Genomic DNA, 26,248 nt, shown 5'->3' with positions numbered 1-26,248 from the left:
AGAACAGTCGCAGTAGGATGATCGGACCCCCGGTGTGTCGGGGTTCTCGTAGCTGAGGAGATGCGTGCCCGTGCCTGCCCGACTTCCCTCTTGGGCGTGGGTCTCCGGTCTGACCGTGGGCGCGATCGCGGCGGTGACCTTCCTGGCCGTGCAGGCGGACCAGGGGCCCCATCCCACCGCATCGGCGACCCGGCCGTCGCCCACGGCCTCCGCGGGCAAGGACCCGTCGCCGAAGGAGACCGCGCCGGCCCGGGTGCCGGACGGCTCCGGCACCGGGCGGCGGGTCGTGTACTCGCTGGACCAGAAGCGGATCTGGCTGGTCGACGCCAGTGACGCGACCCGGCGGACGTTCACGGTGTGGCCCGGCACGGTCGACCCCGACCCGGGCACCTACACCGTCAGCAGCCGGGTCCAGGGCGCCACGACCGGCTCCGACGGGGTGCAGATCGAGCAGATCGTCTACTTCGCCCAGGAGGACGGCGTCTCGGTCGCCTTCTCCAACGCCGTCGACGGCTCCTCGCCGCCCCCGCCCGCCTCCGGTACGAAGACGGGCGGCATACGGCTCCAGAAGGCCGACGGCACGGCCGTCTGGGGCTTCGCGACGACCGGCACGAAGGTCACGGTCGTCGGCTAGCCTCGCCGTCTCCGGACGGCAGGTGGGCGACGATCAGCACGACGCCGCTGATCAGGAACACCCGCAGTGCCGCGTCCAGCCCGTTCCAGTCCGCCGACTGCCACATGGCGAACCACTCACCGCCGATCCCGATGAACCCGGCGCCGAAGAGCAGCATCAGCATGAGGGTGCCGTACGTGGTCAGGCGCCGCGCGGTGGTCTGGTCCCGGCGTATCCAAAGCCAGGTCGCGCCGATCAGCACGAGCGCGGCCACGGTCTCCCACGCGATGATCGCGACGTACGCCGCGTCCTGGAGACCCTTGCTGGTGATCGCCCGCCACATCAGGTCGTCGTCCTTGAACGTGGTGTCCATCGCGAGGACGTGACGCACGAAGTCCCGGTTCGTCCCGAAATCGGTGATGTTGCCGAAGGCGACGAGGGCGATGTACAGGGCGAGGACGCCGGTGAGAACGGTGGCGGCGAGGCCCAGGGGTCGGGGGTGTCTGGTGGTGGTCATGACCCCACCCTTCCCCATGGCGCTCGCGCTCAGCCGACCAGGAGGTCCGCCTTGAGCCGGCGCAGCTCGCGCGCGTCCATACCCAGGGCCTTCTTCTCGTACCCGGCGAACGAGCCGTAGGCGTCCTCGACTTCGGCGAAACCGGAGTTCAAGTAGGCGGCCCGCACGTCGAGCATCGGCTTGTAGACCGCGGCCTGCTCGGCGGGCATGGCGGCCAGCGCGGCGGCGTTGGCCTCGGCGCGGTACTCGTTGGAGGCGAGGTAGTCCGCCATGACCGTCTCGCGCGGCACACCGAGCGCGGTGAGCAGGGCGGCGCTCGCCCAGCCGGTGCGGTCCTTGCCCGCGGTGCAGTGGTAGAGGGTGCCGTCGGCGTCCCGGGCGAGCCCGGCGAACACGGTGGAGTACGCGGCCTTCGCGCTCTCGCCGCTGACCATGGCCTTCTCGCCGTCGATCATCATCTGCTCGGCCTCGGCGGCCGTCTCCGGCATGGAGAACACGGGGGAGTCGGCGCCCACGACGTCCGCCACCACGTACCGCACGCCCTTGGGCAGGCGGTCCGGGGCGGAGCCGCGCTCGGTGGCGGTGCGCAGGTCGTAGTCGACGCGGATGCCGAGCCGCTTCAGCTTGGCCAGGTCGGCGTCGGTGAGCTTGTCCAGCGAGTCGGTGCGGTACACCGCGCCCATCCGCACCCACTGCCCGTCGCCCGTGCGGTAGCCGCCCGCGTCACGGAAGTTGACCGTGCCCTCCAGCCGGATCAGCCGGTCGGCGAGCCGCAGCCGCTGTCCCCGGTCCGGGACCAGGTCGAACCACTGCCGGTCGGCGGCGGGCAGCCCCCGCACGGTGACCCGGCCGGTGGCCCCGCCCACGGCGACGGTACGGCCGTTCGCCCGCACGGCGACCTTGCGGACCCCCGGCGCCTGCCAGGTGATCTCGTACGTGCCGCCGTCCCGCGCGGTCACCTCGGCGGCCGTGAACGGTATCTGCCGCGCCGAGTGACCGGGGTGCGTCTGGTGCGCGGCGGGCGCGGCCGTGGCCGCCGGGGCGGCGGCACCGGTGAGGAGAGCGGCGGCCGACAGGGCGCAGGCCAGGCTGACACGTGTCTTGTTGTTCGTCATGGCCGGGATCGTTCAACGCCCGGACGGTCACGCCGCTAACGGATCATGAACTAGGCCCGTCGGCCGGCCGTCGTGACGGTGTGCACGAACGCGGTCCAGGAGACGTCGGTGAAGGTGAGGCGGGCGGCGGTGGGGTTCTTGGAGTCGCGGACGTGGATGGTGGAGGTGGCCGGGGGTATCGCCACCTCGACGCAATCAGGCCCGTCGTTGCTGCTGTGGCTGCTCTTGAACCACTCCATGGCGGAGGTCATGTCTCTTCTCCCATGACTTTCTCGATGAAGGTCAGTGACTCACGAGGCGTGAGAGCCTGCGCGCGGATCATTCCATAGCGCATTTCCAGGACCTGGACGTCCCGGGGTTCGCTGACGAGGCGGCTGTGCAGTTGGGCCTCCAGGTGTCCCAGTGTCTTGCCGTCCCGGAGTTTCAACAGCCGGAGCGACCCGGCCATCCCCGCGTGATCCTCCCGCGCTGTCGGCATCACCTGGATCTCGACGTGCCGCAACCCCCCTACCTCCAGCAGGTGTTCGAGCTGCTGACGGAGGACCATTCTGCCGCCGAGCGGGCGCCGCAGCGTCACCTCTTCCTGGACAAAGGTGAGTTGAGCCCTGGGTACGCGGTCGAAGACCGTCTTCCGTGCCATGCGGGCCGAGACGTAGCGGTCGACCTCTTCCTCCGTGAACGCCGGGCGGCGCATCGCGTACAACGCGCGGGCGTACTCGGGTGTTTGCAGCAGCCCGTGGATGTGATGACCGGCGTACGCCCCCAGCTCGACCGCCTCGTCCTCCAGCCTGGCCAGGTCCCGCACCTTCTTCGGGTACCGGGCCTTCTCCACGTCCACCTTCATCGAGGCGAGCTTGCCGCCCGCGCCGAGGACCTCGTCGGCGTTGTCCAGGAAGTCCGGCTTGGGGATACGCCGCCCGCGCTCGACCGACGAGACCAGGTCCTCGCCGTACCCGATCGCGGCGCCCAACTCCGGCTGGGTCATCCCGGCGGCCTCGCGCCACATCTTGACCTGCCGCCCGACCGTCCTGAGCACGGCCTCGGACTCCTCGTCCTCCATGTCTTCCCCTCCTGGTCGGTCACCCTCGGTGTCGAGTTCGTCACCGGACAGAGTAGGGATGGGCGGCCACGCTGGGTGACGTGATCCGGAAACCGGCCACCGATCGCGTCCGGCCGGGTCCCGCGTCCCCGCGATCCGGTCGGACGCGAGGCCGTGCCCGGCCCCAACTGGCCCTTCTCACCCACCGGATCGTGGCCGGACGCGACCCGGCCGGACGCGACGCCAAAGACCAAAGAACCGGGGAAAGAACCGAACCCGCCCCTGCCGCCCCCGTCGCTCACCCTCCGGAGTGAACATCACCAACTCGGCTGGCGCGGAGGGGCGTTCATGGTGCAGCGTCTGCCGCAACAACACCAGACATGATTCGGCCCCCGCCGGGACTGCCATCCCACTGCGAGGGCCTCATCACCGAGGAAGTGGACCCTTCCCGATGACTGACGAGAACCCTAGCGCGCACGCGCGCCCCGCGTCCGGCCGTCGCGCCGGTGGCGTCGAGCACGAGAACCACCCGCACCACGACAGCTTCACCGTGGTCGGCAACCACCTCCTCCAGCACCCCGAGCTGTCCCTGACGGCGATCGGCCTGGCCGTCCACATCCAGTCGCTGCCCGCCGGGGCGCCGGTCGGGATCAAGACGCTGGCGGGGAAGTTCCCCGAGGGCGAGATCCGGATCGCCGCCGCCCTGCGGGAGTTGGAGGAGCACGGCTACCTCGCACGCACCAAGGAGCGTCTTCAATCGGGCCGAGTCGTGACCCGGACGGTCTCCCGCAACAAGCCCCGCGCGAGCCTGGCGGCGGCCTTGCCGCCCGCGAGTGAGGCTCCCGAAGCGCGCCCCGCCCCGGCCCCCGCAGCCGACCGCACCCCCGCGTCCGACCTGCTCACTCGCCTGCGCCTGCACGACTCCCGCCTGCTGCTCACCGAGCGGGACGTCCGCCGTCTCGCGCCCTACGTCACCGTGTGGCTGGAGCGCGGCGTCCCCGTGAGCGCCGTGGAGCGGACCCTGACGGCCGGCCTGCCCCAGGACCCGATCCGCCACCCGGCGGCCTTCCTGGAACGCCGCCTCACCGCCGACCTCCCCCCGGCCCTCCCAGCGCCTCGCCCCTTGGCCCCCGACCCACGCCTCCCGGACCCCCTCCAGACCTGCGACGGCTGCGAACGCGCCTTCCGCGCCCAGCGACCGGGACGCTGCCGCGACTGCCGCGAGGGTGGCGCCCGGGGGTACGCGGCCGCGTAGAAACCGGCTCGACCGGGGTGCCCCAGGAGGGAATCATGGTCGAGTGACGTCGGCCGAGGCAGCAGCGCTCGTCCTCCAGGACCATGCCGCCCTGTGGCGGATGGGCGAGGTGGGTGCCGCCGATGTCGTCTCCAGTGCCTGTGATGCGCTCGTCGCAGGTCTCGACAGCCCCGCCCTGCGCATACTGGCCGCCTGCACACGCGCGGAGGCGGACTACGACGTCCACGATCTCCTTCCTCCCGCACTCGAGGAACTGGGTCTCGTCCTCCACCCGGCGGGCAGCCGTGCCGCGCGGGAAGCCGGTGTGCGAGCACTCGCCGCCCGCACGCTGGCCGGCCGGCTGACGCCGCGCGAACTGGCCTTCCGGATCCACCAGCGCTTCGGACACGACCTTCCGTCGACCGAACGTCTCGCCGAGCTGGACGACGAGTACGACTTCCTCGAATACGGCGAGGGGACACCGGCGCAGGTCGACGCCGACGTTCTGGCCGAAGCCCTGCGGATCACCGCGGCCGTGCGCCCCCTGGCATGACGTGAACGTTTCCACACCGTTCCGCCCCTGAAGCGACCGTCCACCTTCGAATAAAGTGCTGGGCGTCGTACGTACGGACCATGTCGATGCCGAGGGGAGGTCCGGGTGGGCGCGACAGCCGGTGCCGTCTGGGGGCGTGCCGAGCAGCAGGACTTCCGCAGCCGGGTGCGCGGGACACTGCTCGGCGTGGCCGTCGGGGACGCGTTCGGCGCGCCCGTCGACGGGCTGGACCTCGACGGGATCCGGGAGGAGCACGGTGCCGAAGGGCTGACCGACCTGGCCCCGGCGTACGGCAGGCGCGGTGCGGTCACCCACCTCACGCAGCTGAGTCTGTTCTCCGTGGACGGGCTGATACGGGCCCAGGTACGGCGGGACACCGGCGCCTGGCACCCGCCGACCGACCTGCACCGGGCCTACCGGCGCTGGGCCGCCACCCAGCGCGACTGGGGGCCCGACCTGCGGCGCAAGGACGACGGCTGGCTGGCCCACGAAGAGTGGCTGTACGTCCGCCGGGACGCCCCCAAGGCGCTGCTGCTCGGGCTCGGCGACGAGACCATGGGCACGCCGGAGGCGCCCAAGAACCCTGGCGAGCGCGGGCCCGAGGCGGCGGCGCGGTCGGCGCCCTTCGGTCTGCTGGTCGGCTGGGAGCCGCAGCTGGTCGCGCAGCTCGCCGTGGAGTGCGCGGCGCAGACCCACGGCCACCCCACCGGGTATCTCGCGGCGGGCGCGTACGCCGTGATCGTGCACGGGCTGGCCCGCGGGGAGAGCCTGGACGCGGCGGTGCAGCGCGCCCTCGCCCTGCTCGTCGCCCGGCCGGGGCACCCACCCGTGACCGAGGCGCTCCAGCACGCGCTGGGCGCGGTACGGCAGGGGCTGCCGACCCCGGCGCGGGTCACCGAGCTGATCGGCGAGGGCACGGCGGAGGGTCTGGTCGCCGCCGCGGTCTACTGCGCCCTCGTAGGCGAGGACGTACGGCACGGACTGCGGCTCGCCGTGAACCACGACGGCCCCTCCGCCGCGACCGGCGCACTGACCGGCGGCCTGCTGGGAGCACTGCACGGCGAGACGGCCCTGCCGCCGGCCTGGCTGGCCGAGCTGGAGGGCCGGGCGACCCTCCTCGAACTGGCCGACGACTTCGCCATGGAGATGACCCAGGGCCCGGCCCTGCACGGCCCGGCGGGCTCGTCCCCGGGCTGGCTGGCCCGCTACCCGCGCGCCTAGAACGCGGGAGGCTCCGCGCGGAAGTCCTGCGCGGAGCCCCTGGTCGGCCGGTTCGGGCGTCAGCCGCCGACGTACCAGCTGAAACCGCCGCTCGACGCGGCCACGATCATCAGTACGACGAAGAGCAGCACGTCGACGATGCCGAGTGCGATGGCGGCCTTCGCCATCCCGGCGCCGCCCTTCGCCCCGGCCTGCCGCAGGCCGACGGCACCGAAGACGATGGCCAGCGGGCCGAGCACGATGTTCAGGATGAAGATGCCGACGACGCCGCACGCGAGACCGGCTACGGCGAGGCCGTTGGTACGCGAGCCTGCGGCGGACGCACTGTTGCTGAAGTTTGTCATCGCTCTCTCCCCACCTCGGGTCCGGCTTCCGTGTGCTCCCGTATGCCCCGCCTTCCGACGAACAGACGGCATGCGCGCAAACACTTTCGGTCGCGGCCGGGTGAGTCGCCCTCGACGCCCATCGCGATCGTCGTCCCCAGGGCACACCGCCCCCCACCCCGCTAGCGTGGCCGCATGGGTATCAGCATTCACACCACCGTCCTCCCGCACGACGACCCGGACGCGTCGCTGGTGTTCTACCGCGACGTCCTCGGGTTCGAGGTCCGGCAGGACGTCGGTCAGGGCGCGATGCGCTGGATCACCGTCGGGCCCGCCGGCCAGCCGGACATCTCGCTGCTGCTGGCGCCGCCCGCCGCCGACCCCGGGATCACCGAGGCCGAGCGCCGGACCGTCGCCGAGATGATGGCCAAGGGCACCTACGGGTGGCTGCTGCTCGCCACCAAGGACCTCGACGGGACCTTCGAGAAGCTGCGGGCCGGGAACGCCGAGATCGTCCAGGAGCCGACCGAGCAGCCGTACGGCATCCGCGACTGCGCCTTCCGCGACCCGGCCGGCAACCAGATCCGTATTCAGGAAGTGCGGTGAACCGGGTGCGCCCGGCCGGTGCCCGTCGGCACGGGCACCGGCCGGGGACGCACGCGCGGGGCTAGTCGCCCACCTTGCTGCCGGTCTTCGCGTCGCCCACCCCGGGCGCCGGCGTGGGGATGGCGGCCGTCGCGCCGGACATGTCACCGTCGTCGTCGGTGTTGACGCGCTCGATGATCGCCAGCCGCTCCGGAGTGTCCTCCGGCTTCAGGTAGCCGATCACGATGTACAGGACCAGGGAGACCGCCAGCGGGATGGAGACCTGGTACTCCAGTGGCACCCCACCGTCCACGTTCCAGCTGATCGGGTAGTTGACCAGCCAGAAGGCGAGCAGCCCGAGCCCCCAGCTGGTGAGCGCGGCGGTCGGTCCCGAGCGGCGGAAGGGCCGCAGCAGACCGAGCATCATCGGGATCGCGATCGGGCCCATCAGTCCGGCGACCCACTTGATGACGACCGTGATGATGTCCTTGAACGTCGGCGAGTCGACCTGTGTCGCCACCGCCATCGACAGCCCGAGGAAGACCACCGTCGTCAGCCGCGCCGCCAGCAGTCCCGCGCGCTGCCCCCACTCCCGCGCCCGCGACGACAGCACCGGGGCCACGTCACGGGTGAACACCGCCGCGATGGCGTTGGCGTCCGAGGAGCACATGGCCATGGTGTGCGAGAAGAAGCCGACGATGACCAGGCCGAGCAGTCCGTGCGGCAGCAACTGCTCGGTCATCAGCGCGTACGAGTCGGAACCGTCCGGCTTCTGCGACTCCACCAGCAGCGGCGACATCCACATCGGGAAGAACAGCACCAGCGGCCAGACCAGCCAGAGCACCGCCGACAGCCGCGCCGACCGGGTGGCCTCGTGGGCGTTGCGGGTGGCCATGTAGCGCTGGGCCTGGTTGAGCATGCCGCCGTTGTACTCGAAGAGCTTGATGAAGAGGAAGGCCAGCAGGAACACCGTTCCGTACGGGCCGACCAGCGGTTTTCCGTGGCCCTGGAGGGCGGGTTCGTCCCAGACGCCGAAGAAGCCGCCGTAGTCGCCGAGCTTCATCACCACGGCCACGAACATCGCCACGCCGGCCAGCAGCTGGATGATGAACTGGCCCAGCTCGGTCAGCGCGTCCGCCCACAGGCCGCCGATCGTGCAGTAGATGCCCGTGATGACGCCGGTGATCAGGATGCCCTGGTTGAGGCTGATGCCGGTGAAGACGGACAGCAGGGTCGCGATGGCCGCCCACTTCGCGGCCACGTCCACGATCTTCAGCAGCATGCCGGACCAGGCCAGCGCCTGCTGGGTGGGCAGGTTGTACCGGTTCTTCAGGTACTCCAGCGGCGAGGCCACGTGCAGCCGTGAGCGCAGCCGGTTGATGCGCGGCGCGAACAGCTTGGAGCCGATGGCGATGCCGAGCGCGATGGGGAACGACCACGTCACGAACGAGGTGACGCCGTAGGTGTAGGCGATGCCGGCGTAGCCGGTGAACATCACCGCGCTGTAGCCGGACATGTGGTGCGAGATGCCGGACAGCCACCAGGGCATCTTGCCCCCGGCCGTGAAGAAGTCGCTCACGTCGTCCACGCGTTTGTGCGACCACACGCCGATCGCCACCATGACGGCGAAGTAGCCGATGAGCACGGACCAGTCGAGACCGTTCATGTGCCCCCTTCCGGGGTCCGCCTTGTGAACTCCGCTCAGCTGGTTGGCACTTCGCACGAGCGGGGTAGGGGCGGGTAGGGGCGAGGCAGGGCGCGAAGTGCCCGCTCATCGTGGTTGCGTCGACGCGGGCACGACAAGGAAGGGGAGGGTCAAGAGGAAGTAAAAAGGTTCGCCTCACTGACCTTGGTTCATCTACGTGAACAGTCTCCGCTGTTCCCGAGGGGCTACCTCAGCTCCTCCGGGCACGGGGTGCCCCGCTGGAGTCCGTACGGCGCGGCCAGCCGGTACGTGCCCGCCTCGGGCGCCACCAGCAGGGTCCACTTGTCGCCCTCGGCGGTCTCCTCGGTCTCCGTCACGCAGCCGTTCACGTTGTCGTACGTCTTCGGCGTGCCGTCGGGGCTGTTCTTGGAGGCCTCCGTCTCCTGCGGCGGCTGGAGCTTGTTGCCCTCGTCGTCCACCAGACTCAGCCACGGCGAGTACGGCACCCGGACCAGGATCCGGCCCGGCTCCTTCACGTCGATCGTCCACTCGCCCTGCTCGGCGCGCTGGACCTCCGCGTTGGGCTCCGCCAGCGGGGTCGGGTCGGTCACCTGGAAGAGCTGCCAGTTGGCGTCGCCCCAGACCTGCTTCAGGAAGGGCAGTCCCCGCTGGACCAGCTCCCGCTCCCGCTCGCCGCCGTCCCCGTCCGGCTCGTCCTTCGGCAGCACCACGAAGTGCACCGCCCAGCGCTGTAGCCACTCGTGGTAGTTCGCCGAGTTGAGCGTGTCGTCGTAGAAGAGGGGGTTGCGCTCCATGTCGGCCTGCCGGTTCCAGCCGCGGGCCAGGTTCACGTACGGCGCCAGCGCCGAGGCCTCACGGTGGGAGCGGGCCGGGACGACCTCGACCCGGCCGCGCTCGGCGCCGACCTCCTGGAGTTCGTTGACCAGCGGCGCCAACTCCCGCGCCCACGAGGCGGCCGGGGTGGTGTGGATGATGTCGTCGGCCGACTTGAAGCCGATCCAGACCACGAAGCCGACGAGCGAGACCACCAGCGCGTACCACTTGCGCGACTTGGGCACCGTGAACGGCAGGGCCGCCACCAGCGCCACCCCGGCGAAGAGCATCGCCAGGCGGGTGATGTTGGAGCCGATCTGCGAGCTGATCACCCAGACCAGCAGCACGGACAGGCCGTAGACCGCCGAGGTGATCCGCACGGTGGTCCAGGTGCGCGGCACGAACGCGTAGACCAGGCCCGCGTACAGGACCGGCAGGGCCGCCGAACCGAAGGACATCGGCTGGGTGCCGGAGAAGGGGAACAGCCAGGCCGACAGCGCCACGACCGCCGCGGGGGCCAGCCCCAGCGACCAGGCGCCCGGCCTACGCTTCTGGAGGAACAGCGCGACCGCCACCAGGCCCACGAACAGACCCGAGACCGGCGACGCCATCGTGGACAGCGCGGCCAGCGGCGCCGCGCACAGCCCCTTGGCCCAGCGCTCGTAGCGCCAGCGGTGGGGCCAGCAGAAGACCGCGGCGACCGCGCCGAGACCGAACATCATGCCGAGGCCGAAGGTCACCCGGCCCGACGCGGCGTTGCCCAGCAGCCCGAACAGCCCCGCCAGCGAGGCCCACAGCGGATTGCGCACCACGCGGCTGCGGATCAGGATCATCGTCAGCAGGCCCGCCGACACCGTGCCCGCGATCATCATCGTGGTCCGCACGCCGAGCACCGACATCAGGTACGGCGAGACCACGCTGTACGACACCGGGTGCATGCCGCCGTACCAGGCGAGGTTGTACGCCGAGTCCGGGTGCCGGCCGACGAACTCCGACCACGCGTCCTGTGCCGCGAGGTCGCCGCCGCTGTTCGCGAAGGTGAAGAACCAGACGACGTGGAGGATGCCGGCCAGGACGGTCACGGACAGCACGGGGTGGCGCAGCATGCGCTCGCGTACGGCGTGGAACGCGGCGTTCATCGGGGACGGCGCCTGCGGGCGGTCCTTGTGGGGCCCTTCTGGGTCCGTGCGTTCGGGGTCACGGCCGTCGCCCTCCCCGCGCGGCGCGGGTACGCGTGGTCGAGGGCCGGCTCCCGGGCCCGAATCGGCGTCGTCGGCGCGTGTCGGCTCCGCAGTGGCCACCTGAAGGCACTCCCCGTGTCCCGTCTTCTGCTTTGGGCCGTGTCCCGTTCCGGCGACCGGCGACCTGCCCCGTTTCGTGACGCTAGCACGCACGCCCGCACCGTGGCTTCCTCACTTCCGGCGCCCCACGCGAACGCCCCCGCGGCCGGTCGGCCACGGGGGCGTTGGGCGTCTGTCCGGCCCGTGCGGGCCCGTGGACTCAGCTCACGCGGGTGAGCTTGTCCGTGAAGCCGGGCTCGGCGAGGTCGTCCCGGAGGGCGACCGGCACCTTCACCGCGCCGCTGCTGCCGCCGTCGCCGACGGCGAGGGTGCCGACCTTCGTCCCGGCCTTCGCCGTGTGCGGCACCTCGTCCGCCTTGAACGTCAGTTTCACGGTCAGCCCGGCCCAGCCGACCGCCTTGACGTCCTGCGTGGCGACGACCGGCGTGCGGCCGCCGAGGCCGTCGTCGACGTACCCGACGACGCTGCCCTTCTTCACGATCGTCGACGACTCCAGGGTGTCCTGCGCGGCCCGGATCAGCTTGTCGCTGGAGTCCAGCGCGGCACCGAGGATGGTGTTGTCCGCGCCGCCCGCCGGCTGCCGCACCACGGCACCGACGATGGTCCGGGTCTCGCCGTCGACGTCCTTCTTGGCCGCGAAGACGAGGTTGCCGAGCGCGGAGGTGGTGGTGCCGGTCTTGATGCCGACGACGTCGTTGTGGCCGACCAGGTGGTTCCAGTTGGAGTGGTTGACGCCCTTGTAGTCGTCGTAGGACATCATCGCCGCGACCTCGCGGAACGCGGGCTCCGTCATCGCCGCCTTGGCCAGCTTCACCTGGTCCACGGCGGTGCTCACGGTGGTGTTGTTCAGGCCCGACGGGTCGGTGTACGTGGTGTTGGCCATGCCGAGGTCCTCGGCGGTGGCGTTCATCTTCTCGACGAAGGCCTTCTCGGACCCCGCGTCCCAGCGGGCGAGCAGTCGCGCCACGTTGTTCGCGGACGCGATGAGGATGCTCTCGAGGGCCTCGCGCTGCGAGATCGAGTCGCCCGCGAACACGTTGACCGTCGACTCCTGGCCGGCCTGCGACTGGTCCTCGGCGGCCTGGTCGATCTTGATCTTCGGGCCCTCGGCGCCGCTCTTGAGCGGGTGCTCGCGCAGGATGACGTACGCGGTCATGACCTTGGCCACGCTCGCGATCGGCACGGGCTTCTGGTCGCCGGACGAGCCGAAGGTGCCGATGCCCTGCACGTCGAGCGCGGCCTGCCCGCTGGACGGCCACGGGATCTGCGGCTTGCCGCCCTCGAAGGTGAAGCTGTCCTCCGCCGTGAGGTCCAGGGTCGGCGCGGGCAGCGGGCGCATCGACTGCGCCACCGCGAAGACGATCAGCAGCAGGATGACCAGCGGCGTCCAGATCTTGACCCGGCGCACCGTGGTCCGCAGCGGGGTCTCCGGGGGCGGCGGGGTGTTGGTCAGCTCCGCCAGCAGGTCCAGCGGCGGCTTCGGCGGCAGCGGCTGCTGCGTCGTCCGCTCCGGACCGACCTGGGGTACGGCGGCGGTGGGGGCGTTGCGGGGGACCCGCGGCGGCTCGGCGGGCTGGGCGGGCTCGGCGGGTGCCTTCGGGGCGCCCGGCGGCTTGCGCGTCGCCGGGTCGTCGAGGTGGCGCAGTGCCACGAACTTGCTGGTCCGCTCGACGTCGCGCGGCTCGTCGGCCTTGTCTCCCTTGCCCGCCTCGTCTGCCCTATCTGCTTTGCCCGCCTTGTCGTCCTCGGTGTCTTCGACATCCTTGTCGGACTTCTTGCGGGCCGGGGCGACGTCGCCCAGCTTCAGCATCGTCGTGGGCTGGTCGACGGGCGGCTTGGCGGGCCGCGTCTGGAACACGGCGGTGGGCTGGTCGACCGGACGGGCGTCCTCCGCGGGGGCGTCAGAGGGCTTCTCGTCGGCCTCCGGAGCCTCCTCGGGGGCCTCGGCGTCCTTCCGGGCGCCCTCGGCGTCCTCGTCCGCCTCCGGGGCCTCCAGGCGTGCGTTGGCGGCGGCCCGCTCGTCCGCCGTCGCCACCCAGGCGGCGACGGCGTCCCGCAGGCGCCCGTCGCCGGGGGTGGCGTCGTCCCCGGCGTCTTCCTCTTTCTCGGACGCGGCAGACGTAGTAGACGTATCCGACTTCTCGGACTTCTCCGGCGTATCCGCTTCCTCGGAGTCGTCCGACGCGTCGGAGGCGTCGGACACTTCAGCCTTGTCGGCCGCGTCGCCCTTGTCGCTCTCGTCGTCCTGGGCGTCCTCGTCGGCGGCCTCCGCCTCCTCGGCGGGCGCCTCCTCGGCCGCCCCGGAGTCCTCGGCCTCCTCGGCCGGCGCCTCCTCGGCGGACCCGGTCTCCTCCGCCTCGTCCGGCGCCGTCTCCGTCTCCGTCTCGCGGACCGACAGCACTCGCGTCGCCGTGTCGACGCCCCCGCGCGGGCGCTCCGCGCCGTCGGACCCGGCGGACGCCGCGGACTTCGCGTCCTCCCGCGAGACCGCCAGCCGCGGATCACGCCGTTCGCTCGCCTCGGTCCTGGCTTCGGGAACCGGACCCGCGCTCCCCGACGTCGGTTCTTCCGACGACTCGCGCTGCTTCGACCTGTCGGGGGACTCGCCCGCCACCGATGCCTCCTCCATGCGCCGCACGTGCTGTGCGCGCTGCCGATCCCGTACCGAAACCATTTACCAGTGTCCTGTGTACGGGGGGAACCCACGCGGAAGACGAGAACGACATACCTACTGGTTCCACTACAAACAGGTCACGCACCCTCGACAGACCAATGTGAGAGGGGTCACCCTGTGTCTCATCCACGCGGGGAGGCATGGATGGGCAGGAGCCGCAGAACACTTCCGGAGGAGCTTCTGCTGCTGGCGTTGGACCCGACCACGGGTACCACCGCACAGCCGCAGTCGCTCGACCTGGGTCTGGCCGGAGCGCAGCTGGTCGAGCTGGCGCTGGCCGGACGGATAGCCCCAGACGGGGATCGTATCGCCGTGGTGGCACCACGGCCGACAGGAGATCCAACACTGGACTGCGCGTTGGAGTTGCTGCGAAGGCGTGGCGCTCCCGTACGGGCGGTCAACTGGATTGGCGGGCCCCGCCTGGGGCTGCGCCAGACCTACCTCTCGCATCTGGAGCGATGCGGCATGGTGCATGCCGTGGAGGGCCAGATGTGCGGGGTGCTGCCGACGACTCGCTACCAGGCGACCGACACGGCGATCAGCAGGGAGATCAAGGCCCGCCTCGACTCGGCGATCCGCACCGGCGTCCCGCCGGATCCGCGGACCGCGGCGCTCGCCGCGCTGGCCCACGCGGTCGGTCTCGGCAAGCACCTCTACCCGGGCAACGAAGGACGTTCGTCGCGGTCCCGCCTGCGGGACCTCATCAGGCACGACCCCATGGGCGGCCTGGTGGCGCACGCGGTGATGGACGTCCAGAACGGCGCGGGGGCGCAGCAACGCCGCGCTCCGGCCGCACCGGCCGGCCGTCAGGCCGCCGGACCGGGTGGCAGGCCCGCTCCGGAACCCGCTCGCGGTGTTCCGGCGCAACCACGCCACGGATCCATGGCGCGTGCGGTGGCCCACTGAGCCGCACCGCACCGCAGTGACGCACACGCAGTACCGCACCGCCGCACCGCCAGTCCCCAAGCCCGGTCACGGGAGCCGCAGGTCCGCGCGGGGCGGCGGGACCGACCGTCCGTCCGGCATGCCCGGACGGCGGCCCGGCCCGCCGCCCCGCGCGGCCATGTGTACGGGTGGCGTTCCGAACTGGCGTGTACGCGGCGCATATGGACCGTTTGCCAGCGGTAGAAACCACCTTGGTGGCAGTCTGCTCAGCAGCAGATACGCAAAGTGGCAAGTATGAGTCACGCAGCCGGAGGTGCACGTTCCGTGGCGTCGAGTGTCAATCCCACCGTCAGGCGGCGTCGGCTGGGCCAGGAGCTGCGCAGGCTCCGTGAGCTCAAGGGCATGACGGCCGAGGAGGTGGCGGAGCGGCTGCTGGTCTCGCAGTCGAAGATCAGCCGCCTGGAGAACGGCAGGCGCAGCATCAGCCAGCGCGACGTCCGCGACCTGTGCGGGGTCTACGAGGTCGAGGACCAGCGGATCGTCGACTCGCTGATGCAGATGGCCAAGGACTCGCGCCAGCAGGGCTGGTGGCACGCCTTCGGGGACATCCCGTACAGCGTCTACATCGGTCTGGAGACCGACGCGGAGTCGCTGCGGACCTACGAACCGCAGATCATCACCGGGCTGTTGCAGACCCGTGCGTACGCCGAGGCGCTCATCCAGGGCGCCCTGCCGGAGACTTCGGTCGCCGACATCGAGAAACGGGTGCAGGTCCGCATACGGCGCCAGGAGCGCATCGCCGCCCAGAACAACCCGCTGCGGCTGTGGGTGGTGCTCGACGAGGCCAGCCTGCGCCGCGTGGTGGGCGGCAAGCAGGTCATGCGGGAGCAGTTGGAGCACGTCGCCGAGATGTCGCAGCTGCCGCACATCACCGTGCAGGTGCTGCCGTTCGACGTCGGGGCGCACCCCGGCATCAACGGGCAGTACTCGATCCTGGAGTTCGCCGACGCGGCCGACTCCAGCGTGGTCTACATCGAGGGCGTGACCAGCGACCTGTACCTGGAGAAGGCGCTGGACGTGCAGAAGTACACGGTGATGTACGAGCACCTGCGGGCGCAGGCGCTCAACGTGGAGCAGTCGCGCCAGCGCATCGAGGATGTGGCGAAGGAGTACGCACGCTGAGAAGGGGGGCGGATGCTACACCTCTGACTGGCGGTACTGGAAGACTCACCTGGAATATGCCATCCGGTCGGGTGAATGGCTGCTCCGTACGGGAAGGTCAGCGAGTAGCGTCGATCACGCCAAAGATCACACGTCATTGGCGTAAACCGCACTCAGCAACTCGCCATCGGAGCAGACATGGCAATTCGTCAGGGCGCCCAGGAATCGTGGACCAAGTCCTCCTACTCCGGAGGGAACGGCGCGTGCGTCGAGGTCCGGTCACCCGTCGTGGCGGCGCTCGCCGTCCGTGACTCCAAGGTCCAGGAGGGCCCGGTCCTCGCCTTCCCCGCCGACGCGTGGACCGCGTTCGTGGGGTCGGTCAAGGAGTAACACCCCCGGGAACGACTCCACGCACCGCCCGGCAGTACCGACGGCGGAGCCCTCTCGACCAGTTCGCCGACCTTGCCGAGAGGGCTCTGTCTCACCTCATCTCACCTCACCTCACCGGGAAGGCGATGTCGCACACCGGGTCCTCCGGACCCGCCGCCTCCCAGTCGGCGAAGTACACCTCGCGGCAGGGTCCCGCCGCCGTCAGCCCCTGATCGGCGATCCACGCCTCCACCGCCTCGAACGCGGTCAGGATCTGCGGATGCGCGACCTGCGCCTTGGTGATCCGGGTGTAGGCAAGCCGCCCGGCCGGCTCCACCCGCACCCGCGTCTGCCAGACCCGCCCGCGTTCCTCGCACCAGGCCCGGGCCGCCGCCTCGTCGGCCACCGGGACGCACGACTCCGCCGGGCCGTCGCTCTCCATCGACACCTCGGCGTGGTAGACGACGTACGGCGCCGCCGTCACGCCTCCGCAACCGCGGGCCGCCTCCTCCAGCCGCCCCAGCGAGGCGCCGATCCACGCCGGCAGTTCCGCCGCCAGCGTGTGCCGGGTCTCGCTGATCACCACCTGCTCGGGCACGTCCACCGTCTCGACCTCGAACCTCGCGTACATCTCGGAGCTCCTCCCCGACAGTCGTCCACGGAGGTGCTCGGTGAGCGTGCGCTGCCCGGCCACCCGGGCCTCCACTTCCGCCCAGTAGGCGTCCAGCAGGGCGGCGGCCCGGGGCCCGTCCGCGCGGACCACCTCCGCGACCCGCGCGAGCGGCATGTCCAGCTGGCGCAGCAGCGCCACCAGCCGGGCGCGTTCCGCCTGGCCGGCGCGGTAGTAGCGGTAGCCGGTGGCCTCGTCCACCCGGGCGGGCACCAGCAGGCCCATCCGGTCGTACAGCCTGAGGGCCTTGGCCGACAGCCGGGCCCTCTCGGCGAACGCCCCGATGGTCAGCAGCCCGTCGTCCCGCGCGTCGTCCACGTCGTCATCCTCCGTCGCCGGACGGCTTCTCCGCCCGGCGACGACGACGCTCGGGCCTGACCCAGGGGGAAGGTCAACCGCCCCCGGGTCGTTCCGGTGCGGTCGATCAGTCCGCCAGCCGGGCCTCCACCGCCGCCACGACCTCGGCCGCCTCCGGCTCGGTCTGCGGCGCGAACCGGGCGGCCACCTTGCCGTCCCGTCCGATCAGGAACTTCTCGAAGTTCCAGCGGATGTCCCCGCTGTGCCCCTCGGCGTCGGCGAAGCCGGTCAGGCGGTCGTAGAGCGGGTGGCGGTCATCGCCGTTGACATCGACCTTCCCGGTCATCGGGAAGGTGACGCCGTACGTCGCCGAGCAGAACTCGGCGATCTCCTCCGAGCTGCCGGGCTCCTGGCCCATGAACTGGTTGCAGGGCACGCCCAGCACGGTGAAGCCCTGCTCCGCGTACCGCTCGTGCAGCCGCTCCAGGCCGGCGTACTGCGGAGTGAGCCCGCACTTGGAGGCCACGTTGACCACCAGTACGACCCGGCCCGCGTACTGGGAGAGGTCGGCGGACCCGCCCTGGAGGGCGTCGATCCCGACGTCGAGGGGGAGGCTTTCACTGCTGCGCGCGTTCTCTGAGGTCGTCATGCCCGGATGCTAGCTCCGCCCGGTGAAGGGACCCCCGCCCGCCTCCCCGGTCGCCGCCTCGACCAGCACCTCGCCGGCCGCCGTCCGTGAGTACAGCACCGACCGGCCCGCCCGGCGCCGCTCCACCAGGCCGGCGTCCAGCAGGACCCGCAGGTGCCGTCCGACCGAGCCGAGGGCCTGTCCGGTCACCCCCACCAGCTGGCTGGTGCTCATCGGGGAGCCCAGCAGGACCAGCACACCCGCGCGGGCCGGGCCGAGCAGCGCGCCGAGCGCCGCGGGGACGGTCCGCGCACCGTCGTCCGCGAGGGCACCCGTGCACGGGTAGACCACCGCGTACCGCTCCGGTTCCTCCCACGCCACCCAGCCCTGTCGCTGCGGGGTGATGGGCACGAGGGCCAGCTCGGCCCCGGACAGGTCGCGCGGCGGGTACGGGTTGAGGTTGATCTGGAGGCGGCTGTCGCCGAGCCAGCGGGTGCCGGGCCGCAGCGCGTCGAGCACCGCCGCCCAGCCGCCCCGGCTGACCCGCGCGGTCCGGGCGACGACATCCGCCTCCAGGACACGGCGGCGCCGCTCCCAGTCGGGCCGTACGGCCTCCGCCCAGACGTCCTCCAGCAGCGCGGCGGCGCGCTCGGGCAGGTCGTCCCGGTCCAGGGCGGCGGGCAGCACACCCCCGAGGGACACGGCCAGGTCGGCGCGGGCCGCGTCGGGGCGGGCCGCCCGGACGCGCGCGACGCCCTCCTCGAAGGTCTCGCCCTCCCGCGGGGCGGGCGTGAGGAAGTCGGCGATCCACTCCCGGCCGACGCCCGAACGGACCAGCAGCGCCGTCACGGGATCGTCCGCGAGCCGGCGCCGGTACGCGGGCAGCCGGGCGTCGAGCCAGGCCCGTTCGCCCGGGTGCGCGGCCACCCCGGCGTGCAGCAGCTTCAGGCACGCGAAGGTCTCCGCCAGGGGCGAGACGACGAAACGGCTGCGCGCGAGGGTGTCGGCGTTGATCTGCCACCAGCCCATACGGCCCCTCCCACCGACTGTTCCCGCCGTCGACCTTTCGCACGGGCGCGAAAGAATAACGTCCGGTCCCCGCGCCGGCCCAGACTCCCCGCATGCCGGACACCCGCCGCACGAGCTACGCGGACCTCTTCCGCACCCCGGAATTCAGCCCCCTCTTCCTCTCCTCCTCGGCCAACATCGCCGCCCAGACGGTGAGCGGACTGGCGCTCGGCACCCTGGTGTACCGCGCGACGGGGTCGCCGCTGCTGTCCGCGGTGAGCATGTTCGGCCCGGCACTGGCCCAGGTGCTGGGCGCCACCCTCTTCCTCTCCGGCGCCGACCGGCTCGCCCCGCGCACCACCCTGGCGGCGCTCTCCCTGGCCTTCGCCGCCGCCACCGCCGCCCTCGCGCTGCCCGGCCTGCCCATCTGGGCGATGCTCGCCATCGTCCTCGCCGAGGGACTGATCGCCTCCCTCGGCGGCGGCGTCCGCTGGGGACTGCTGACCGAGATCCTCTCCAAGGAGCGCTACCTGACGGGGCGTTCGCTCTTCAACATGATGAGCGGCGTCATGCAGATCGCCGGATACGCGGCCGGTGGCGTCCTGGTCACCCTGCTGTCACCGCGCCTGTGCCTGCTGCTCGCGGCCGGTCTCTACGCCACCGCCGCGGCCCTCGCGCTGCGGCTGACCCGCCGTCCGCCGCGCGCCACCGGCCGCCCCTCGGTGCGCGCCACCTGGCGCGCCAACGCCCTGCTCTGGTCCGCCCGTCCGCGCCGCCACGTGCTGCTGGCCCTGTGGATCCCCAACGGCCTCGTCGTCGGCTGCGAGTCGCTGTACGTCTCCTACGACCCCCGCGCGGCCGGCACGCTGTTCGCCTGCGCCGCGCTGGGCATGCTCGCGGGGGACGTGACGGTCGGCCGGCTGCTCCCGGCCCGGCTGCGTCCGCGGTTCGGCGTCCCGCTGCTGGTGCTGCTGGCCGCGCCGTACCTGGCGCTGTTCCTGCGCCCGCCGCTGCCGCTGACGGCCGTACTGGTCGCGCTGGCCTCCGTGGGCTTCGGCGCGAGCCTGGTGCAGCAGGAGCGCCTGGTCTCCCTGACCCCCGACGAACTCTCCGGGCACGTCCTCGGACTGCACTCCGCCGGGATGCTCACCCTGCAGGGCGTCTCCGCGACGCTGGCCGGCACGGTCGCCCAGTTCACCTCCCCGGCGACGGCGATGACCGTGATGGCGGCGGGCTCGCTCACGGTGACCCTCGCGCTGACGCTGGCGAGCCGGCGCGGCGCGGCCGACGGAGGGCTGCTGCCGAGGCGGGTGGCGGGGGCGACGGCCTGACGCCCGTGGCCGCCGGCCGCCGCGCCGGTCGCGGTGGGCTCAGACCGCGTCGAGGTCCCGGTCCCTGGTCTCGGGCAGGGCCAGGACACACGCCAGGGAGAGCAGGGCCATGCCGCTCATGAACCAGCCGCCCACCGTCGCGCTGTAGCTCTCGGCGAGCGCCGTCACGATCAGCGGGGCGGCGGCGCCGCCGAGGACTCCGCCGAGGTTGTAGGAGAACCCGGCGCCGGAGTAGCGCATCCGCGTCCCGAAGAGCTCCGGCATGTAGGCGCCGGCCGGGCCGTAGATGATGCCCATGCACAGCAGGGCACCGCTGAGGGCGACGGCGATGAGGAAGTAGTTCTCCGTGTCGAGCAGCGGGAAGAGGACGGCGCCCCACACCACGCCGAACGCGGCCCCGCCGATGATGAGCCTGCGGCGGCCCACCCGGTCCGACCAGCGGGCCACCGCGTAGGTGGAGACGCCGAGGACGACCACCGCGACCAGGGTCAGCATCAGCATGTCGTTCTTCGGGATCCCGAGGTCGTCCGTCGTGTACGTCATGCAGTAGGTCGCCGCCGTGTAGAACATGACGTACACGACCGTGATCATGCCCGCGCCGAGCAGCATCTCCTTCGGATGCACGCGGAACGCCTCCAGCAGCGGAGCCTTCGCCGTCTCGCGCTGCTCGGTGACCTTCGCGAAGGCGGGGGTCTCGGCGATCCGCAGCCGGATCACCAGGCCGACGGCGACGAGCACGAAGGACAGCAGGAAGGGGATGCGCCAGCCCCAGCCGTCGAACGCTTCGTCACTGAGCACCGAGGACATCAGCAGGAAGGTGACGGTGGCGGCGAAGTAGCCGACGGGGGAGCCCATCTGCGGTGCGGCGGCGTACAGGCCCCGCTTCCCGCGCGGGGCGTGCTCGACGGCCAGCAGCGCCGCGCCGCCCCACTCGCCGCCCAGACCGAGGCCCTGGATCAGGCGGAGCACCACCAGCAGGATCGGCGCCGCCACACCGAGGGTGTCGTAACCGGGCAGGAGACCGATCAGGCCGGTCGACAGGCCCATCATCAGCAGCGAGACGACGAGGACGGCCTTGCGTCCGACGCGGTCGCCGTAGTGGCCGAAGACCGCGGCGCCCAGCGGGCGGGCGGCGAAGCCGATCGCGAACGTCGACAGGGTGGCCAACGTGCCCGCGGTCTCCGACAGTTCGGGGAAGAAGGCGTCGTTGAGGACGAGGGCGGCGGCGGTGCCGTAGATGTAGTAGTCGTAGAACTCGATGGCCGTGCCGATGAAGCTGGCGGTGGCGACCCTGCGCATGTCCGTCGAAGCGGGAGAGTTCGGAGCCGTGGTGGCGCCGGGGACGGTGGTGGCCGGTTCGGGGATACCGGACTCGGGGACGTCGGGGGATGCGGAGGAAGGCATCAGGAGACCTCCGGAGCGGTGAGGGAAAGGGACGCCGTCGCGGAACCCGCGAACAGGGTGTGAACGTAAGCCGACGTCCGAGGCCCGGTTCTTGTCCGCGCGGACAGCACTCGACCCGCCGCGCTGTCCGGCCGGACAGGGCCCGCCGTCAGGGCGCCGGGAAGGCCGTACGCCCGCGCTCCCGCTCGTCGAGGTCCAGGCGCAACTGGAGCGCGGCGGCCAGCCGGTGCTCCGGATCGTCCAGGTCGATCCCGGTCAGCGCCACGGCCCTGCGGACGCGGTAACGGAGCGTGTTGGGGTGGACGTTGAGGCGCTGGGCCACCGCGCCGACGTCGCCGAAGGCGTCCAGGTAGAGCAGCAGCGACCGGGCCAGGTCGGTCCCCTGCTCGCGGTCGCGGACGACGAGCGCGGCCACCGGGGGGAATCGGATCTCCGGCGCCCCGTCGAGCAGGTCGAGGGTGTCGCGCACCAGCAGCGCGGGGGTGAGCCGGGTGTGGGTGGCGACCGGCACGTCGGGCGTGCGGGCCAGCAGCGCCAGTGCCCGGTGGCCGCGCCGCTTGACGGCCGGGATGTCGGCCAGGCGCTCCGCCCGGCCGGCGAGGACCGGCTGCGCGCCGGTCCCGGTCAGCCGGCGCAACGTGGCCACCAGGTCGCCGGTCCAGCGCAGCAGCGTCGCCTCGGCGTCGGCGTGCGATCCGGCCGACGGGGCGGCCGGAGACGGCAGGACGGCGTAGATCTGGCCGCAGGCCTGGACGACCAGGGCGTTCTCGCGGTGCGCGGCGGCGTGCACGGACACGATCCCCGCCGCCTCGGCGCGCTGCGCCTGAGAGCCGCCCGCCCCGCTCTCGTCGACGGGCCCCCGCAGGTCCACGGCCAGGACGTCCGCGCCCGCCGACGGGTCGATGCCCAAGTGGGCCGCGAGCGCCGCAGCGTCGAAACGCCCGGTGAGCAAGCCGTGGCTGAGTTCCTCGCGGGAGACCAACCGGGCCCGCGCGTCGCCCTGGAAGTAGTGGTCCACGAGGTGGGGGGCGGCGAGCCGGGCCGCGCCCCGCAGCATCTGGGGCGCCCGCTCGGCCAGTGGACGGGCACCCTCCTGGACCCATATCGAGCCCAGCGGACGCCGTCCCGAGCTGACGCCGGTCACCAGCCGTCCGCGCGCCCCCAACTCCGGCTGCTCGGCCACCGTGACGACCTCGTCGCCCTCCCGCAGCCGCCGGTGCACGCCGAGCCGCCGCAGCAGGGCCAGGTACGGCTCCGGGCAGCTGCGGCCCAGTACGGACAGCCGCCGCAGCTCGTCGGCCTCGTCGCCGGGACCCGCGTAGGCCACCACGCGGTGCGCCGCGTCCTCGATGCTGACCAGGCCGCCGGTGAGCGTCGCCACGGTCTGGGCCAGCGAGAACAGGTCACCGCTGCGGTCCGGGCCGATGCCGAAGTTCCCCTGCCCGTCGGAGAGCACCGCGCGCGCCTGTGCCGCGACCCGGTCCCAGCGCACCCCGGGCGGCACGCCGAGGACGGCGACCCGGGCGCTGTCGGCGGCCGCCCGTACGCCGGCGGGGAAGCCGCCGCCCCCTCGCTCCCGCGACTCCGCAGCGGGCAGCCGTACGGCGACGGCCGCGGCGCCCGCGGCACCGGCCGCCGACACCATCGCGGCCACCTCGGGGCCGCGGGCGCCGACCGCCAGGACGAGGGCGCCGCGGAGGCCGTCGCCGGGTACGGCGTCGAGCGGCTCGTCCGGCTCGGCGATGACGACGTCGTGCACCTCGCCGCCGGGTCCGCACCGGGCAGGGCCGGGCCCCAGCAGGTCGGCAAGGCGGCTGACCACGGTGTCGATGGGGGTTCCGCGTCGGTGGCGGGCGGCGTGGCCGGGCAGGGCGGCGTCGTTCACCGCAGCAGCGTAGACGCGCCAAGGGGCCTGGACCGGTGTTCCGCTCGGCCTCGATCGGGTCAAGGACCGTCGGGACACTCCCGCGTGGCGGGGCCTTCGCACACTCTGCGGGCCGGGGAGGGGCGCCCGAGGGCAGCCAGAGGCACGAAGGCTCCGGATGCGCCGCCGGGAGGCCCGGCGCAGACTGACCGGGTGAGCGGAACGCACACGGAGCGGGACCCGGACGCGCTCGGTGCCGGTCGCGCCGCCTCCCAGTCGCTGGCCCTGGCCGCGATGATGTTCGCGGTGGCGATGACCTTCATCGACCAGACCATCGTGTCGATCGCGGCCCCCGACATCGTCTCCGAACTCGGCCTCTCCTCCACCGGCATGCAGTGGGTGATCAACGCCTATCTGCTCTCGCTGGCCGCCTTCTTCGCCCTCGGCGGCCGCCTGGCCGACCTGTGGGGGCCGCGCCGGGTCGTCGTGGCGGGCACCCTGATCTTCGTCATCTCGTCGGTGCTGTGCGGCTGCGTGCCCTCCGGGGACTACGCGCTGACCTGGCTGGTCATCTTCCGGGCCATCCAGGGCCTGGGCGCGGCGCTGCTCTTCCCGGCCGCGCTCGCCGTGGTCGTCGCCGTGTTCCCGGTCGCCCGCCGGGGACGTGCGCTGGCCCTGTTCTTCGGCGTCACCGGCGCCCTCACCGCCATCGGACCGCTGCTCGGCGGCTGGCTGACGGCCTGGACCTGGCGGGCGATCTTCTGGGTCAACGTCCCCGTCGCGATCATCGCGCTGATCCTGACGGTGCTGGCCCGCATCCCCGACCGCCGCCGCGCGGAGACCCTGGACGTGAAGGGCGCCCTGCTGATCGTCGCCGGCATGGGCCTCAGCGTGCTCGGCTTCCAGCAGGCGGCGGCGTGGGGCTGGGACTCCGTGGCGACCTGGGCCTGCATCGTGGGCGGCCTGGCGATCCTGTACGTCTTCTGCCGCTACGAACTGCGCGCCCCCGGCCGCCCCTTGGTCAACCTCGCCGTCTTCCGCGACCGCGCCTTCACCGTGGACGCGCTGGTGCTGTTCTTCGCGATGCTGGCGTTCGTCCCGGTGTTCTTCTTCGCCTCGGTCTACGCCCAGGTCTCGCTGAGCGCCTCGCCCAACCAGGCCGCGCTGTACCTGCTGTACTTCTTCGCCGGGTTCGCCATCGCCTCCCAGTGGGGCGGCCGCATCCTCGACAAGCGGGGGGCGCGTCCGGCACTGCGGATCGGGTGCGCGCTCGGCGCCGTCGGCTTCGCGCTGTGGGCGGGGAAACTGACGGACCTGTCGATGCACGACCAGTGGCCCTACGTCGCCCTGGCCGGCGCGGGCATCGGCTTCATCCTCGCCCCAGCGTCGACGGACGCCGTCAACCGCGCGATCGACGCCTCGTACGGCGAGGTCACCGGCATCACCCAGACCGTCCGCAACTACGCGGCCAGCGTCGGGCTGGCCGTCTTCGGCACCATGCTGACGCACACCATGACCGACAACGTCGAACAGACCCTGCGCGAGCGGGGCGTGGCGCCGGACACCGAGCGCTCCGTGGCCCGGCAGGTCACGGAGACGGTCACGGGCAACGCGGACGCCCGCGTGCCCACCGGCGACGGTCCGGCCGCCACCGCCATGCGGGACGCCATGTCCGCCGTACGCCTCGACTTCGCCGAGGCCAACCAGTGGGTCTTCTACGGCATGGCCGTCGTCCTCGCCGTCGGGTACTTCTGCGCCCTGCGGCATCCCGGCGGACGGGCGCCCGACGTCAGTCCGGCCGAGGACGCGGGCCGTCCGTCCCGGACCTCTCCCCGGGAGGGCGACGGGCGTTGAGGCGGGCCGCCTGCCGGGTGAGGTGGTCGCGTTCGGCGAGGTTGGACGCCTTGCGCGCCGCCTCGGCGTACAGCCGCGCCGCCTTCGCCGGGTCGCCGTCCCGCTCGTGCAGGTAGGCCGCCGCCGCGGTGTACCGGGGCAGCGCGGAGTCCACCGCCGCGAGCGCCGCCAGACCCGCCCGCGCGCCGTCGGCCTGACCGACGGCCACCGCGCGGTTGAGCCGGACCACGGGGCTGTCGGTCAGGCGGGCCAGCTCGTCGTACCACTCCACGATCTGCACCCAGTCCGTCTCCTCGGCGGTGGGCGCGTCGGCGTGCAGGGCGGCGACGGCCGCCTGGGCCTGGAACTCGCCCAGCCGGTCGCGGGCCAGCGCTCCCTGGAGGATCGCCACGCCCTCGGCGATCGACGCGGTGTCCCACCGGCCGCGGTCCTGCTCGGCGAGCGGCACCAGGCTGCCGTCGGGCGCGGTCCGCGCGGCGCGGCGCGCGTGGTGGAGCAGCATCAGCGCGAGCAGCCCCGCCACCTCGGGGTGGTCGACGGCGGCCGCGAGCTGCCGGGTGAGCCGGATGGCCTCGGCGGCCAGGTCGACGTCGCCCGAGTAGCCCTCGTTGAACACCAGGTAGAGCACCCGCAGCACGGTGGCCACGTCGCCGGGCCGGTCGAACCGCACGCCGGAGACGGTGCGTTTGGCGCGGCTGATGCGCTGCGCCATGGTCGCCTCCGGCACCAGGTAGGCGCGGGCGATCTGACGGGTGGTGAGCCCGCCGACGGCGCGCAGGGTGAGCGCGACCGCCGACGACGGCGTCAACGAGGGGTGGGCGCACAGGAAGTAGAGCTGGAGGGTGTCGTCCACCGAGGAGGCGGGGCCGGGCGCCGGCTCCTCTTCCACCCGGTCCTCGCGCCTGCGGCGGGCCGTGTCCGACCGGGTCGCGTCGAGGAACCGCCGCCAGGCCACGGCGACCAGCCAGCCCTTCGGGTCCCGCGGCGGGTCGTCCGGCCAGACCCGGACCGCCTCCGTCAGGGCGTCCTGGACCGCGTCCTCGGCCGCCGCGAAGTCCGCTCCGCGGCGGACGAGGATGCCGAGCACGCTCGGCGTGAGGCTCCTCAGCAGGACCTCGTCCAT

General features: G+C 72.4%; 24 protein-coding genes. 10 read left to right on the top strand and 14 right to left on the bottom strand.

The features are described 5' to 3' along the window. Positions 1-70: 70 nt before the first annotated feature. Positions 71-634, top strand: a complete 564-nt coding sequence (locus ACZ67M_RS30470) for a hypothetical protein (protein WP_469853668.1) — start codon at positions 71-73, stop codon at positions 632-634. Here the strand turns inward: ACZ67M_RS30470 and ACZ67M_RS30465 are convergent. From ACZ67M_RS30465 to ACZ67M_RS30450, 4 genes are read right to left on the bottom strand one after another with little or no spacing between them, the layout of a single operon-like run. Next, positions 618-1,130 carry a DUF2165 domain-containing protein gene (locus ACZ67M_RS30465; RefSeq protein WP_125494834.1) on the bottom strand — a complete coding sequence of 171 codons (513 nt, stop codon included), beginning with the start codon at positions 1,128-1,130 and terminating at the stop codon, positions 618-620. The two genes, ACZ67M_RS30470 and ACZ67M_RS30465, sit on opposite strands and share 17 nt — an antisense overlap. A gap of 29 nt (positions 1,131-1,159) precedes the next feature. After that, on the bottom strand, positions 1,160-2,245 hold the full coding sequence (locus ACZ67M_RS30460) for a tyrosine-protein phosphatase (RefSeq protein WP_469853667.1): 1,086 nt from the start codon (positions 2,243-2,245) through the stop codon (positions 1,160-1,162). A 50-nt stretch (positions 2,246-2,295) separates the two neighbouring features. Next, the gene (locus ACZ67M_RS30455; protein ID WP_469853666.1) at positions 2,296-2,496 is read right to left on the bottom strand and encodes a DUF397 domain-containing protein; all 201 of its coding nucleotides are present in this window, start codon (positions 2,494-2,496) and stop codon (positions 2,296-2,298) included. After that, a complete protein-coding gene (locus ACZ67M_RS30450) occupies positions 2,493-3,305 on the bottom strand; it encodes a helix-turn-helix domain-containing protein (RefSeq protein ID WP_467322515.1) in 813 nt (270 codons plus the stop codon). The genes ACZ67M_RS30455 and ACZ67M_RS30450 overlap by 4 nt, the downstream gene beginning before the upstream one ends. Before the next feature lie 430 nt (positions 3,306-3,735). On the opposite strand from ACZ67M_RS30450, the gene ACZ67M_RS30445 reads away from it, so the two are divergent. The 3 genes from ACZ67M_RS30445 to ACZ67M_RS30435 all read left to right on the top strand — a co-directional run bounded on the left by ACZ67M_RS30445 (position 3,736) and on the right by ACZ67M_RS30435 (position 6,292). Further along, the gene (locus ACZ67M_RS30445; protein WP_392015644.1) at positions 3,736-4,539 is read left to right on the top strand and encodes a helix-turn-helix domain-containing protein; all 804 of its coding nucleotides are present in this window, start codon (positions 3,736-3,738) and stop codon (positions 4,537-4,539) included. A 43-nt stretch (positions 4,540-4,582) separates the two neighbouring features. Continuing rightward, on the top strand, positions 4,583-5,071 hold the full coding sequence (locus ACZ67M_RS30440; protein ID WP_469853665.1) for a hypothetical protein: 489 nt from the start codon (positions 4,583-4,585) through the stop codon (positions 5,069-5,071). 105 nt (positions 5,072-5,176) lie between these two features. Further along, positions 5,177-6,292 carry an ADP-ribosylglycohydrolase family protein gene (locus ACZ67M_RS30435; protein WP_361357583.1) on the top strand — a complete coding sequence of 372 codons (1,116 nt, stop codon included), beginning with the start codon at positions 5,177-5,179 and terminating at the stop codon, positions 6,290-6,292. 59 nt (positions 6,293-6,351) lie between these two features. Here the strand turns inward: ACZ67M_RS30435 and ACZ67M_RS30430 are convergent, their stop codons facing one another. Further along, positions 6,352-6,636, bottom strand: coding sequence for a DUF4190 domain-containing protein (locus ACZ67M_RS30430; protein WP_161329565.1), 285 nt, complete (start codon positions 6,634-6,636; stop codon positions 6,352-6,354). 174 nt (positions 6,637-6,810) lie between these two features. Here ACZ67M_RS30430 and ACZ67M_RS30425 point away from each other — a divergent pair, with 174 nt between their 5' ends. Beyond that, positions 6,811-7,221: a VOC family protein gene (locus ACZ67M_RS30425; protein ID WP_361357586.1), complete on the top strand. Its 411-nt coding sequence runs from the start codon at positions 6,811-6,813 to the stop codon at positions 7,219-7,221. 61 nt (positions 7,222-7,282) lie between these two features. Here the strand turns inward: ACZ67M_RS30425 and ACZ67M_RS30420 are convergent, their stop codons facing one another. The 3 genes from ACZ67M_RS30420 to ACZ67M_RS30410 all read right to left on the bottom strand — a co-directional run bounded on the left by ACZ67M_RS30420 (position 7,283) and on the right by ACZ67M_RS30410 (position 13,654). After that, positions 7,283-8,866, bottom strand: a complete 1,584-nt coding sequence (locus ACZ67M_RS30420) for a sodium:solute symporter family protein (protein WP_361357589.1) — start codon at positions 8,864-8,866, stop codon at positions 7,283-7,285. Between the two features lie 224 nt (positions 8,867-9,090). Further along, entirely contained in the window at positions 9,091-10,980 is a 1,890-nt protein-coding gene (locus ACZ67M_RS30415; protein ID WP_469853664.1) for an MFS transporter, read from the bottom strand. A gap of 199 nt (positions 10,981-11,179) precedes the next feature. Beyond that, the gene (locus ACZ67M_RS30410; RefSeq protein ID WP_469853663.1) at positions 11,180-13,654 is read right to left on the bottom strand and encodes a D-alanyl-D-alanine carboxypeptidase; all 2,475 of its coding nucleotides are present in this window, start codon (positions 13,652-13,654) and stop codon (positions 11,180-11,182) included. A gap of 144 nt (positions 13,655-13,798) precedes the next feature. On the opposite strand from ACZ67M_RS30410, the gene ACZ67M_RS30405 reads away from it, so the two are divergent. From ACZ67M_RS30405 to ACZ67M_RS30395, 3 genes are all read left to right on the top strand, one after another. After that, a complete protein-coding gene (locus tag ACZ67M_RS30405) occupies positions 13,799-14,560 on the top strand; it encodes a GOLPH3/VPS74 family protein (RefSeq protein WP_161329570.1) in 762 nt (253 codons plus the stop codon). Between the two features lie 303 nt (positions 14,561-14,863). After that, positions 14,864-15,721 (top strand): helix-turn-helix domain-containing protein, encoded by an 858-nt coding sequence (locus ACZ67M_RS30400; protein WP_355830543.1) that lies wholly within the window; start codon positions 14,864-14,866, stop codon positions 15,719-15,721. Positions 15,722-15,898: 177 nt separating this feature from the next. Continuing rightward, positions 15,899-16,090, top strand: coding sequence for a DUF397 domain-containing protein (locus tag ACZ67M_RS30395; protein ID WP_361357599.1), 192 nt, complete (start codon positions 15,899-15,901; stop codon positions 16,088-16,090). A gap of 106 nt (positions 16,091-16,196) precedes the next feature. On the opposite strand, the gene ACZ67M_RS30390 is transcribed toward ACZ67M_RS30395, so the two are convergent. The 3 genes from ACZ67M_RS30390 to ACZ67M_RS30380 all read right to left on the bottom strand — a co-directional run bounded on the left by ACZ67M_RS30390 (position 16,197) and on the right by ACZ67M_RS30380 (position 18,693). After that, positions 16,197-17,057: a MerR family transcriptional regulator gene (locus ACZ67M_RS30390; RefSeq protein WP_361357602.1), complete on the bottom strand. Its 861-nt coding sequence runs from the start codon at positions 17,055-17,057 to the stop codon at positions 16,197-16,199. A 106-nt stretch (positions 17,058-17,163) separates the two neighbouring features. After that, positions 17,164-17,685, bottom strand: coding sequence for a glutathione peroxidase (locus tag ACZ67M_RS30385; RefSeq protein WP_361357605.1), 522 nt, complete (start codon positions 17,683-17,685; stop codon positions 17,164-17,166). Positions 17,686-17,694: 9 nt separating this feature from the next. Continuing rightward, entirely contained in the window at positions 17,695-18,693 is a 999-nt protein-coding gene (locus ACZ67M_RS30380) for an ArsR/SmtB family transcription factor (protein ID WP_385801905.1), read from the bottom strand. A gap of 92 nt (positions 18,694-18,785) precedes the next feature. Between ACZ67M_RS30380 and ACZ67M_RS30375 the strand changes: the two genes are divergently transcribed. Continuing rightward, entirely contained in the window at positions 18,786-20,003 is a 1,218-nt protein-coding gene (locus ACZ67M_RS30375) for an MFS transporter (protein ID WP_469853662.1), read from the top strand. Between the two features lie 39 nt (positions 20,004-20,042). Here ACZ67M_RS30375 and ACZ67M_RS30370 read toward each other — a convergent pair whose 3' ends face one another. Continuing rightward, a complete protein-coding gene (locus tag ACZ67M_RS30370) occupies positions 20,043-21,407 on the bottom strand; it encodes an MFS transporter (RefSeq protein WP_469853661.1) in 1,365 nt (454 codons plus the stop codon). 148 nt (positions 21,408-21,555) lie between these two features. Then, positions 21,556-23,292: a helix-turn-helix domain-containing protein gene (locus tag ACZ67M_RS30365; RefSeq protein WP_469853660.1), complete on the bottom strand. Its 1,737-nt coding sequence runs from the start codon at positions 23,290-23,292 to the stop codon at positions 21,556-21,558. Positions 23,293-23,565: 273 nt separating this feature from the next. On the opposite strand from ACZ67M_RS30365, the gene ACZ67M_RS30360 reads away from it, so the two are divergent. Next, positions 23,566-25,125, top strand: coding sequence for an MFS transporter (locus tag ACZ67M_RS30360; protein ID WP_469853790.1), 1,560 nt, complete (start codon positions 23,566-23,568; stop codon positions 25,123-25,125). Here the strand turns inward: ACZ67M_RS30360 and ACZ67M_RS30355 are convergent. Further along, a complete protein-coding gene (locus tag ACZ67M_RS30355) occupies positions 25,061-26,248 on the bottom strand; it encodes an RNA polymerase sigma factor (protein ID WP_469853789.1) in 1,188 nt (395 codons plus the stop codon). The two genes, ACZ67M_RS30360 and ACZ67M_RS30355, sit on opposite strands and share 65 nt — an antisense overlap.

The organism is Streptomyces sp. NPDC107500 (assembly GCF_055582785.1).
Note: the sequence above shows the minus strand (reverse complement) of the source record. Positions and strands in the feature narration are given on the sequence as shown.